The following is a 12,382-nucleotide window of genomic DNA, read 5'->3' as shown; positions in this document are numbered from 1 at the left end:
CAAATGAATAAATCACTTGAATACAGCTTTGACGTAGGTATTGCCCTTACGGCTACTCTCCTACAAATCCACTTACCTACCTTCGATTTGTATGGATTGACCCTCAAGTTTGCCGTCTTGTCAGGTTCGATGACCTACGTTTTCAGGGCCATGCGTGACGAAAAACTAAGTACGAAGGATTCTTTCTTCAACGCCTTCACGGGCTATACTTTCGGTATCTATACCGCTCCAGCCCTTTCCCGTTATTTCGGTTTTGGGGAGATTATTGAATACAACTTACCCTGCCACTACCTCTCTGGAGGGTTTGGAATGTGGGTTTGGAGCATTGGATGGTCCATCATGAAGGGGGCCAACGCTGAAGCTTGGCCTATTGTGAAGGGTTGGGTTTTTGAAGTTTGGGACCGGGTGAAATCGTGGATACCTCAAAAAAAGAAAAATGATGATTCAGCAACTGACGCCTAACTTTTCGCTGGATGAAATGTTGAAAAGCCCGACCGCTAGTCGCAAGGGCTTTTCTGAACAATTCAATCCCCCCGCTACCGTCATTGATAGCCTGACGGTCTTGTGTGTGCGGCTGCTCCAGCCCATCCGTGATGCCTACGGCAAACCCATGCGCGTGAGTTCGGGCTATCGCTGTTTACGGCTCAATCGGGCCATTGGTGGCGCCCCCAAAAGCCAACACCTCACGGGCGAAGCTGCCGACCTCGACATGGGCAGCCGTGAAGCCAATCAACAACTTTTTGAGTTTATCCTTGACCTGCATAAGAAAGGACTCATTGAGTTTGACCAATTAATCAACGAATACAATTTCGCTTGGGTGCATATCAGCTTCAAGCGTACGGGTATCAACCGAAACCAAGTTCTCACAGTGGCATGAAATCATTAACCCTCGGTACAGCTCACCTACTACTACCACAGCATTGGGGTGAGTGTACCCAAACCCAACTTATTGAAGGCTTAGAGCTGCAATTGCTCTTACAAGAAAAAGCCAACGACGCCGACGGCGCAATGGTCCTCTTGCAAGCCCTTGCCTGCCTGTTAGGAAAATTCACCCCTGCTTTTTGGGAGAGCCTCAGCATTGATCAACGGTTCGAAATCATCGAAGCCCTTCGCTGGGCGACGGTCGAGAAAGCAACGCAGCTCCCCTTCAGGAGTTTTCGGCACCGTGGCAGGCAATATCTATTACCCCGCGAAAACTTTGCCGATACCAGCGGCATTGAGCTGGCAATGGCCAACATCCATTACCTGGCTTTTTCGGAAGGGCACCCCACCCGTATTTTTGATTTGATTGCCACCATTGCCCGCCCGTGCAAATGGCACACACCTATCAGGCGCTTACTGCCTAGCTACGACGGCGACGACCGCCAAACCTACAACTCCCTAAAGGCAGAGCGCAGGGCCAAACGTTTGGGCTCTTTACGGCTCGGAATGTGCATTGCGATTCTTCAGTACTGGGAAAACCAAAACAACCGCTTTTACGAAATCTACCGCGAAATCTATGAGGGAGGCAATGGCCGTACGCTCTTCCACAATGGCGAAGGCTGGATAGCAACCTTAGAAGATGTGGCCTCAGCGGGGGTACATGGCAACTTTGAAAAGGTATGCGAAACCAACGCCCACACCCTGTGGATGTGGCTCAAGCATAGAAAGGTACTTTTAAATGAGCAGGAGAGGTTGGCAGAAAACTAAGTTTCCTCTATTTTTAGTTTTCATTTATAAACCTCTGCAAAATGGCAAAAATTTTACCTCCTCTAGTTGTCGCAATAATTTTAGGTTATTGGATTTTCTGCGCTTGGCAAAACTTCCCCGTTTTAATCAACGAAAAACGTTATTTGATAGAAAGCCCAAACGCATCAAATATTGGAGTTCCCCCTTTTAATCTTGAAAAAAACGGACAGTTGAGCGATTCCTATGGTGCTTTTAGTGCTTTGTTATCAGGTATCACAATTATAGGTTTATTTCTTAGTATCTGTTATCAGGCAATACAACTCAGCACACAAAGGCAGGAATTTGAATTACAAAGGAAAGGGATGATATATGCAAGGCAGGAATTCCTTGCTAATCGCGCTACCAGTGTCATTTACAGCCAATTAGACAGATTCAGTGATGCAATAAAAGAGTTTTCAATCAAAATGGAGGACAAAACATTGACGGGAAGAGAAGCATTTTCACAATTAAGCAGCCTATATAATGAGGAAATTAAATCACTTTTGTTAAAAAAACGACCTAAAAAGCCAGGAAATAAAACAAAATCTCTTAGTAAATTAGGTACAATGATGGAATTGGAAAAAGAGAATTACAATTCAGTTCTCTCTATCGTACGAATAATCAGTCAAAACATAGAATCTTTTAATGAATTCTTATCTAAAACTCACAATATAATCAGCGTAGTAGTAGACATATTGTTAAATGCAGAGTTAGATGAGCAGGAAATAATCCTATTGTATTCCGTATTCGTAAGAAATATCGGCAAAGGTCATACCGATATTTTAGACTTTATAATTAAAGAAAGGGGGCCATTTTTTATACGTAGATCTTTAGAAGACCTTTACAATGACCTCTATGAGGGAATTAATAAAACAGAATTAGACTCTCTAGTTCCCAAAGCTCAAAGTATACATGATTTTTTCACATCGAAGTTAACAAAAGAAAACCTTGAACAAGTAAAACAAGACTGGAAGATAAATTTCATTTAAAATACATTGTGTTAAAGCACGTATCTACCTAAAAAATCCTGTCCTGTCCTAACCCGGCAGGATTTTTTTGTTTTGGGCAAAAACCCAAGCAATGCTTATCACTGCCGATTTTGAAAACTACATCGCCTACTTCCAGTCCTGGGCCACAAGTCAGGATATGTTCTTCCTCTACGGAGGCGTAGAGTTAGGTATCCAGTATGCCATATCCAAAGAGGGCTTCACCTATCCCTTTGTCTGGCTCGAACAACCCGAAATCATCTCCGAAGACAACGGCGCCGGGCAGCTCATCGAAGCTTACTACGGCGGCATCAGCGTCATCGGCTCGGCTCCCCTCGACGACCGCTCCGCTCAGGTACAAACCGAAATCAATGCCATGCGACTTTTGCAGGCCCTTCAGAAAAAAATGCGTCAAGACAACCGCGCCAAGGGCGTCCTCGATTGCACGATTAGCGGCATGAAAAAAACCGCCGTTGACCGTGGATGGGCAGGCGACCATTGGGGCTGGAGACTAGAATTTGAACTTAGATTTACCGCCAATGGACTACTTAGCTAACCTCACTCACTTAGATTTGCAGCTCTCCAAACTGCCCATCGTCATCAACGTCGATGCCACCGACCCCGTTGCCTATCCCAACCGTTCCCAGCTCCGCTATTATCTTCAGGTCTTTGCCCCGGAGTTTTACCAAGGGAGTTTTGAGCTGCTCACGACCCTCGAAGCAAGCGAGGAGCCGCCTACTACCTTGGCGGGTATCACCACCTTACCCGGTGCTAATTTCGAAATCCAAGAGCTGCTGCATGGATTGCTCGAAAGCACCGTGCCCCCTTTCGGAATCGACGAAATCACCCTCTGCCAAGCCGTCGTATTGCCATTTTACACCAAGGCTATCCGAAAAAATGGTAACACCCTCATTAACGAAAACCTCCTACCGTCCTCCTTTGTGTTTCGGGGTGGCTTTGAGGATAGCTATTACAGCTCCTACAAAGACCGCTTTTTTACGGCCTATCTAGGAGCCAACCGCGCGTTTCTTACTTGGAAACCCAACGCGGTGATGATTCGGCCTAACCAACCCGAATTTTTGGGTTTTCTTACCAATTTCAGCCCTAGCCCCTCGGAGCTGCGATTACGCGTCGAAATCACCTACGAAGATTGGTCGAGTGAAACCATTACGGCCAAAACCTTAGCCAACATCGCGGCAATGGCCGTTTACAATATCCCCGTGGGACCCACTCAGCTCAACTTACACAACCGTCTCAATGCCGCCAACAAGCCCGTCATTAGATATACGGTATGGGTTTCCAACGAAAACAATGAACGCCTTTCGCAAGAACGTACCTATCTGATTGACCGCCGTTACACCAAAAACGTCCGTTTTTTCCTCTTCCAAAATAGCCTTGGAATGTGGGATACCCTTGACTGTTATGGCGACGGTACCGAAACCCTGAAGGTCCAGCGCGAAACCGCCGAACAGTTTCGGGGCTATGAGTACTTACCCCAAGTGGCCGAACGCGTCATCAATCGCGTCACGGGTGAGCGTGAGATTTCGGTCGCCGTGGGCTATGGCCGCTACCAAAACGCGGCCTTGCGTCAGTACTGGCAGGAACTGTTTTTTGCCGAGCAAATTTTCCTGGTCACCGAACGGGCCTATCTTCCGCTCACCTTGGTCAATGACACCTACCTTGCCGACGATGACCGCGAAAAGCTCGTTCCTCGTACCCTCACATTCCGCTATACCAATAGTGAGCGGTCCTATAGTCAATTACCCACTTTGGCCGCCGCTCCCGCTCGACCCACGGGTTGGCGAGGCGACGCCCCGGCTTGTGAGCTGAACCAATCTACCGGATTGCGAAACGGCAAAAAAAGGTACGGTTTGCTGGTCCAATACTATACTGATACGGGTGAGGATGTCAAACCCCGTATCCAAAAAGCCAACACCGCTGGTACCGAAGGCTACATCCCCACTTGGGACAGTGCCGATTGTGCCGCCTCTACTACTACGTTCAAAAACGTGGCCATTAGCCAACAGTCCGTTTTTAAACGTAACAACTGCACGGCGGGTAAAGTAGGAGGCAAATGGACCATTACGGTAGCGGCCAATTCATACGGCTCAGAGGTGAGCCAAGCCGATGCCAACGCCAAAGCGCAGAGCGCGGCCAACGCCCTCGACACCCAAGACAATGCCAACCTGTACGGCACTTGTATCACCGCCACGGCTATTCCGCTGGGTTTGACCAATGCTTGCCCCGACGCGGCCACTAATCCCATTTTTGCCGTTTTGATAGGCTCCGACGAACCTATCACCAACACCAGCTACAATGCCCCAACGGTACGCTACGCCGCCACGGGCCTGAATGCTGGAACCTATAATATTGACATTAGGGTCGCTTATTCATCGACGCCTTTTTCCACTTTCCGCCTCCGAATCCCGTCCAAAGGCTTTGACAGTGGCCCTTTGTCGGGCAACCAGACCTATCGCATTGCCAACATTACCGTCAATTGGGGCGATCCTAACCTCATCATCATTGGAGAACTGCTATGATAAGCCAAGAACTGCAAAAAGAAGCCACCGATTTGGCCGAAGAAATCACGCGGGAGGCCATTGGCTACTTCCAAAAAGCCGTCGAACGCTCAGGTATCGTCCTGAGCGGTGACCTCCGAAATAGTTTTGAGTACCAAATCATCCAAACAGCCGGACAATTGTCGGTTGCGGGTGTGATTGAGTTTCGAGGCTACGGGCGTTTTAAGGACATGAAAGTCCTCAACTATTTAGCTCCCATGCCCTTAGAAGCGATTGAAGAGTACGTCAACAGAGTAGGAATTGATCGTTTTGCCTACGTGCCGGGCTATCAATATGGCGAAATACCTACTACTATCAATGTAGCTAGGCGGATAGCTCGTCAAATCATCCAAGCTAGAAAAAAAGTACCCATTGTCAGGCGTAAAGCCCAACACACTTGGTACAATCGCACCAAAGCTGATTTCATGAATGTGATGCGGCGCCGGATGCTCGACCATGCACAAGGCTTCCTCCTCCAAGCCATGAAAGAAGCCGCTCTAGGCTAAAATTCTTGTCCTGTCATACCCAAAAGGTACGGTGCAATTTGCCACCGTACCTTTTTGCGTATACAGCCATGACATTAGAAGAAGTAGCCCGGTTAAGGCTCGAAATCCTTGGGGATGAGTCAGCCGAAACCATCGACGGTCTCCAAAAGGGACTCAAAGACATCAACTCCGAATTGCGCCTGATGGAGCTAAACGGAGAAAAAGGCAGTGAAACTTGGAAGGAAATGAAACGCCTTCAGCGGGATGTCAACGAAGAAATCCGTGACATGACCCGCAACATCGACCTCAACGACGCGTCGATGAATGAACTCAGCTCCCGCAGCCGTCAGCTCAACCGCGAGCTGGGCAACCTCAAAGTAGGCTCCGAGGAGTGGATTGCCAAGCTGAAGGAAATCAGCGAGGTCGATTCCAAAATCGCCGACACGCGCGAAGAAATGCGCAAAATCAAAAACGAAGGCGAAGAACAGGAAGGCTTTTGGACTTCCTTCAAAGCCAATTTTGCCGCCGCTTTCACCGTCGAAGCCATTACCTCCGCCATTGGAAGCGTCATTGATTTTGGCAAAGAAATCTTCGAGACCGCGGGTAAGTTTGAGCGATACGAGGCCGTGTTGAAAAATGCCCTAGGCACCCAAGAAGCGGCTACAAAAGCAATGGACGACATCAAGGAGCTGGCCGCTACCACGCCTTTTACCGTGGATGAGCTGACCGAATCCTACGTCAAGTATGTCAACCGGGGCTTACAGCCTACGATGGCAGAAATGACCAAAATGGGTGACATCGCCGCCTCCCAAGGCAAAAGCTTTGACCAGCTCACCGAAGCCATACTGGATGCCACCACCGGGGAGTTTGAGCGTCTGAAGGAATTTGGTATCCAAGCCTCTAAAAACGGCGAAGAAGTGGAGCTCAGTTTCAAAGGCGTCCAAAAAACCATCGCCAACACCCCCGAAGCCATTCAGGCAGCTTTGTTGTCGTTTGGGGAATTAGACGGGGTTATGGGCGGCATGGCCGCTATTTCGGGCACCCTTGAGGGAAAACTATCCAACCTCGGCGATAACTTCGACGCCCTCAAAATCGTGCTCGGCGACGTGCTCAAACCCGTTTTTTTGGGAGTCATGGAGGCCATGAACACCGGCATCGAAATTGCCAAAGCCTTCGTCGAAAACTCCGAGCCTATCGTCACCGTTTTCGACAACATCGCCGACATTGTTCTTTCCGTCTGGAATAGTTTCCGTACCCTTTTGGCCCAATTCATCGACTTCAACGAGGTCTCTTTTTCCGTGCGCGACGCCGCCAGTGCGATTGGGACGGTATTCAATGCCCTCTCCACCCCGATGCGGGCCATTATCACGATTGTCGGTACCGTAGTTGATGCCTTGGGGATTTTGGTCAATAAAGGCAAAGAGGTCTTGAATTTCTTTGGCGGTGATTTCAAAATCAACCCCAACGCCACTTTCGACAATATGTTGGGCAATGCCGATAAGAATTTCAAGGCCATTGGCGCTAGTTGGAGCAAAAACGTGGCTGACGTCCAAATCAACAAAATCCGTGACGTGCAAGACCGGGCCGTTGCCGCTGAAAACACCAAATACGCCGCCGAGAAAGCCCGCATCAACAAAACGATTAAAGACGAAAATCAGAAGATTCAGGCCCTCGCCAAGCTCGAAACTACCCACAATACCGCCATGACCAAGGCCAAAGCCGATGCCCTCAAGGCCGAAGCCCTCGCCCGTCAAAACTACATCAAGGCCACCGTCAAAGACGAAGCCGACCGCGAAAAACAGGTCCGGGCCAACGCCCTCAAGCTACGCAACGACCTGCGTGACCTTGACAAGAAAACCGACGATGAGGTGGTCAAACACAAAACCACCAATGCCCAAAAGGTATCCAAGGAGGTGATTTCGGCCAATAAAAAATCCAACGATGAAATCCGAAAAAACAACCTCAAAACCATCGACGACGACATCGTAGGTCAGCTCAAGGCCGAAGAACTCAAGTACCAAGCCGCCCTCCAACGCATCCAAAACTCCAAAGCCTCCGAAGCCCAAAAACGCAAGGAGATTGAGTCGCTGGAGGCCGCGCATCAGGCTGTCGTGGGCCGGCTCCAAGACGAGGCCACCAAAAAGAAAGAGCAGCTCTTGGAGCGGTGGGTTACGTCTAGCTACGATAAGGAATCCAAGAAAATCCAAAACCTCTACAACCAAGAATTGGCCGCCGCTCAGAAGGCATTCACCGATAAGAGTGAGTTTGACAAGTTCAAAGCCAACCTCGACAAGTGGTATTCAGACCAAAAGAAAGCCCTGCTTGATAGCGAAGCCGAAAAAGAAAAAACCTTGCGCGATAAAAAAGCCAAGGAGGAAGCCGACGCCCGCGACAAAAAACGCAAGGAGGACCAGTTGTTATTGGATGCGGGTTTCAAGGCCGAAATTGAAAACGCCAAACTTAGCCTGAGCCTTACCACCAACAACGCCCAGGCACAATACGACGCCAAGGTCAATTTGCTGCAAGCGGAAGCCAATTTCAGAGCCCAAAAACTCAAAAATGAAGCGGCGGAGGAAAAAGCCCGGATTAACGAGAGCATCAAGGATACCGACCAACGCGCCAAGGCCATTACCGATATTGACACGGCCTTGGCTGCCAAGCTCAAGCAAAACGAAACGCAGCTTCAGAACGATAAAGTACAGCTCCAAAAGGAGGCCACCGCCAAACGCAAACAGGACAATGAGGAGTTTTTGGGTTGGGTCAAAAAAGCCCAAGACGGTGATTTTGCGGGTTTCCAGAAGTATTTGAGCGATAAGGTGCGGGAGGAGCAGAAAGCCAACGGCGACCGCAAGCAGGATAACGTTACCTTTTTTGCCGCCGTCAAGCAGATGATGCAGGGCGACTTCACGGCCTTCACTCAGTTTTTGGCCCAAAAAACCAAAAACGACACCCTCTTTAACAAGGAGCGTTTCCAAGATTTTTCCAAAACTACCCAGCAGATTGGACAAATTGCCCAACAAGGTGTAGCCGCCCTGCAAAAGCTCAATCAGCAGTACTTACAGAAGCAGGAAGCCAACATCAAAAAGGAAAAAGATACCCAGCTCAAGGCGTGGGAAGAGAAGTATAAGAAAGGGCTGATTTCCAAGGATGAGTACGAAAAGGGGGTTACCAACATCAACAAAAACGCCGATAACAAACTCAAAGCTGCCCAAAAAGAAGCCTTTGAACGAGACAAAAAATTGCAAATCGCGATGGCGCTCATCAGCGGTGGAATGGCTTTTGTGAAAGCGTTGGCCTCTGGCTTCTTTCCGGTCAACCTCGTTTTTGCCGCTGCTACCGCCGTGGCGACGGGTTTGCAGATTGCCGCCATCAAGCGTCAACAGTTTTCCGGTGAGAATGGGGGCGTGTTCCAAGCCGCTAATGGCTACGTACGCAACGCGGGCGTCCCCCAAGGCCCACGCCACGGCCTCAAATACGGCGACTCGGGCATCTCGCTCGTAGACCGTAGCTCGGGCCGCGAAATCGGCGAAATGGAAGGTGGAGAACCCTTCATGATTCTTTCACGCAACACCTACAAAAACAATCGCCCCGTCATCGACAAATTATTGCACAGCTCGCTGCATCGAAACGGCGCTCCTATCACGCTCCGTGACGGCGGGGTGGTATCCGCTACCCAAATGCCCTTTTTCCGAAACGGAGGGCGGATGTTTATGGAAGGTGGGGTAGACAGCGGTGAGGAGTACCAGAGCCGTTCATCCAACGACGATTATAGCTACAGTGGTGGCAGTAGCACGGGCGATGCCGACGTACAGGGCGTACCCGACCAAAACGAGACCAAGGCCATGATTGAAGAAAACTCCAAAATCCAAAAGGAGATGTTGGAGGAGATGAAAAAAACCAATACCCGTCTCTCGATGCTCGTCTTGGCCATGGGACAAAATGGCTCTGAGCTGAAGAACCACACCGGACTTTTGAACGACATCAAAAACAAACCAACCGGGCCTAGTCTGCACGAAATCCAAGGGGCATTTTCGGCAGCGGCGGCCGCTAACGCCAAATCCAATTTATAAGCATGGGAAGTTTTCAAATACGCATCGAAGGGCAGGCCATCGACCTCAAGCCTGACCGTACCATTACCCTCAATCGTTACAATCCTATTTTTGATTTTGACGTCATTCAGGGCTCTAAGGTTTTGGACTTTGTGGTACCTTTTTCGCCCAAAAACAATAAGTTCTTTAACTGGTACTACAAACCCCAAGCCGCCTTCCCGACCGAGGATTTGTACTGTGAGCAGTACGCCGACGGCGAACTCATCGAGCGCGGCTACATCACCTTGAGGGAAGTGGGAAACGACGGCTACAAAGTCATGTATTCCCAAAACTTAGGCGAAATCTTTGGGGATTATCAAAAGGTACTCCTGCCCCAAATCGACTTTGGTACGGCTCCCGTACCCGGCGGTTTTACGGCAGCGGCCAATCACCTCACCGACGCCTATTGCCTACCCACCGTCCAAAATCCCGGCTTCTATGGTACGGCGCCGCCTGTGGGCTTCACCGGATACATGAATGAATATACATCCGGGGCTTACACGGTCACTGCTCCCAAGGTGCCAATGGTTTATCTACGTTGGTTACTTGAGCAAATTGAAGACTTGTGTAATTTTACGATCACGGGTCAATTCATCGACGACCTCACCATGAAGCGGCTCGTTCTCTACAATACCTTTGCCGTTGAGCCTACCGATACCGTCATAGAGTTTCGGAATCACCTGCCTGAGCTGACCATCCCCGACTTGCTCAAGGAGCTACGCAAGCTTTTCAACTTGGCCTTATTCTTCGATGTACGTTCGCGTACCCTGACGATGCACTACGTAGACAACTTACTCCAACAGGCAACCACCCTGAATTGGTCCCAAAAATTTGGGGAAGTCGCCGCCCGCTCCCCGGAGTTAGCCACGCGTTTAGAGTTAGATTGGGAGGTTGATTCTAACGACGGCCGGATGAAAGTCAAACCGCTCGATTACGAAAAATACAATACCGACGGTACCGAACTACTTTTTCCCGTCAAGACCCGTTTCAGTACCACCGACGTCACCGAAACAGGTTTGCCCCTTGTGGAGCAACCCGGTATCACCACCGTCAACAATCAGCGGAATGCTAAATTTGGGCCGCGCCTGCTTCTATGGCACGGCATGGTGGGGGGTATTCCTTTTGCCTCCAATTATTACGGTACCACGCGCCTGGCTTGGCATGGTACCAACAACCTCGTAGATGCGCACTGGAGGCAGTTTGAGACGTTCCGAGGCCGCACCTCCCGCCGAATTTTAGCCGGGAATTTGACGGCCACCGACATTGCCAAAATTGATATGCACCAACGGGCCGGCGAAACCATGTGTGTCCACATCCAAGGCCGTGATTACATCATCGGCAACCAGCGTATCAATCTGCCCTTGAAAGGAGCTACCGAACTTGAACTTTGGATGAAGTAGAGCTATATTTGTTAAGTATTTACCCTAAAATAACAATGACAAAAAAACAATTTCTTAAAGCAATTCACCAATTCACTGCTCAGTCAAAAAGATGGCTCATCACGAGCTTTCACTCTATGAAAAAGTGGAGTAATAATAAATTAGTTAAAATTGACAAGAAAGAGCTTTTCAATACAATAATAGCACTTTCGACCCCACTAACCTTGATCTACACGGTTTATTACAATGCTAAAACGCAAGAGGAGCAAAACATAGATAAATTAGAAATACGAAAAGAAGCCGCACAAAAACGAACGAATGATTCTATTCAAATTAGCATTTTAACTAAAAGCTATTATGATGCAAAAAAAAAGGAAGTAGAGAATCAACAAGAAATTTATAGAATTAGAGAAAGAGATTCTACACAATTACAATTATTAATTCAAAAAAACGAACAAGATAAAGCGCAAGCCTTGCAGATGAGAAACCGAGATTTACTGCAGCTAAGAATAATGAGAAATACATTAGACAATGAAATAGCTCAGTCCAAACAAGCTAGACTAAGAGACTCAATACAGCTCTTAATGCTAAGAGCTTCAGTAGAAAATCAGAAATTAGCTGAAAAACCCTTTTTAGACTTAGATATAGTTTTTAAAAGTGACACGTTACGAGAAGAAGGTACATTTCCTCTTCAACCTTATGTAAAAATAGCCAACTCAGGAAACTCTCCAGCCAAAAACTTTAAAATACGTTATCTATTCATAAAACTGATAGGCGATAAAACAATCTCCTATCCACTTCCTGAAATGGGTGATGTTATTCCTCCTCTAAAGCCTTTTGAAGAAAAAAGCTATAGTAAAGGAATCGCTATAGGCATTGAGTTACCTCACCGAATGAGGTATCCAAGTGAATATTTCTTAATAGCTCACATTACTTATCAAGATAAATTTAAAGAAGTAAACGAGAGGTATATAATACGCCAAGCAATGTTTTCAGGAGTCTTTTTTAAAAATACACTTGTGAAAATTCTTAGTGAACATGTCCCCCTGTTCAAACTTAATTTAATGAAAAATGCCATCACCTCTCAGAAGTTTGATTTTGAAAAAATTAAGCAAGAAACGGAAGATGAGCTCAATGAGGGCACAAATATTATTCGTTCTAACTAAATAGCTATCATTC

At 48.0% G+C, this 12,382-nt stretch carries 10 protein-coding genes; all 10 read left to right on the top strand.

Going from position 1 to position 12,382, the window contains the following annotated elements:
* Positions 1 to 3 precede the first annotated feature (3 nt).
* Positions 4 to 462 (top strand): hypothetical protein, encoded by a 459-nt coding sequence (locus tag P1X15_RS07100; RefSeq protein WP_277337448.1) that lies wholly within the window; start codon positions 4 to 6, stop codon positions 460 to 462.
* Positions 437 to 877 (top strand): D-Ala-D-Ala carboxypeptidase family metallohydrolase, encoded by a 441-nt coding sequence (locus P1X15_RS07095; RefSeq protein ID WP_277337447.1) that lies wholly within the window; start codon positions 437 to 439, stop codon positions 875 to 877. The genes P1X15_RS07100 and P1X15_RS07095 overlap by 26 nt, the downstream gene beginning before the upstream one ends.
* Positions 874 to 1,689 carry a hypothetical protein gene (locus P1X15_RS07090; protein WP_277337446.1) on the top strand — a complete coding sequence of 272 codons (816 nt, stop codon included), beginning with the start codon at positions 874 to 876 and terminating at the stop codon, positions 1,687 to 1,689. Before P1X15_RS07095 ends, P1X15_RS07090 begins: the two co-directional genes overlap by 4 nt.
* 41 nt (positions 1,690 to 1,730) lie before the next feature.
* Entirely contained in the window at positions 1,731 to 2,696 is a 966-nt protein-coding gene (locus tag P1X15_RS07085) for a hypothetical protein (protein ID WP_277337445.1), read from the top strand.
* A gap of 91 nt (positions 2,697 to 2,787) precedes the next feature.
* On the top strand, positions 2,788 to 3,249 hold the full coding sequence (locus P1X15_RS07080) for a hypothetical protein (protein ID WP_277337444.1): 462 nt from the start codon (positions 2,788 to 2,790) through the stop codon (positions 3,247 to 3,249).
* Positions 3,233 to 5,233: a DUF5977 domain-containing protein gene (locus P1X15_RS07075; RefSeq protein WP_277337443.1), complete on the top strand. Its 2,001-nt coding sequence runs from the start codon at positions 3,233 to 3,235 to the stop codon at positions 5,231 to 5,233. The genes P1X15_RS07080 and P1X15_RS07075 overlap by 17 nt, the downstream gene beginning before the upstream one ends.
* Positions 5,230 to 5,757, top strand: coding sequence for a hypothetical protein (locus tag P1X15_RS07070; RefSeq protein WP_277337442.1), 528 nt, complete (start codon positions 5,230 to 5,232; stop codon positions 5,755 to 5,757). The genes P1X15_RS07075 and P1X15_RS07070 overlap by 4 nt, the downstream gene beginning before the upstream one ends.
* A 68-nt stretch (positions 5,758 to 5,825) precedes the next feature.
* The gene (locus P1X15_RS07065; RefSeq protein ID WP_277337441.1) at positions 5,826 to 9,806 is read left to right on the top strand and encodes a tape measure protein; all 3,981 of its coding nucleotides are present in this window, start codon (positions 5,826 to 5,828) and stop codon (positions 9,804 to 9,806) included.
* 2 nt (positions 9,807 to 9,808) lie between these two features.
* Positions 9,809 to 11,224, top strand: coding sequence for a hypothetical protein (locus P1X15_RS07060; protein ID WP_277337440.1), 1,416 nt, complete (start codon positions 9,809 to 9,811; stop codon positions 11,222 to 11,224).
* Between the two features lie 35 nt (positions 11,225 to 11,259).
* Positions 11,260 to 12,369 carry a hypothetical protein gene (locus tag P1X15_RS07055; protein WP_277337439.1) on the top strand — a complete coding sequence of 370 codons (1,110 nt, stop codon included), beginning with the start codon at positions 11,260 to 11,262 and terminating at the stop codon, positions 12,367 to 12,369.
* The last annotated feature ends 13 nt before the right edge of the window (positions 12,370 to 12,382 follow it).

This window comes from Runella sp. MFBS21 (genome assembly GCF_029433105.1).
Lineage (GTDB): Bacteria > Bacteroidota > Bacteroidia > Cytophagales > Spirosomataceae > Runella.
This window is presented reverse-complemented; position numbering and strand designations above follow the sequence as displayed.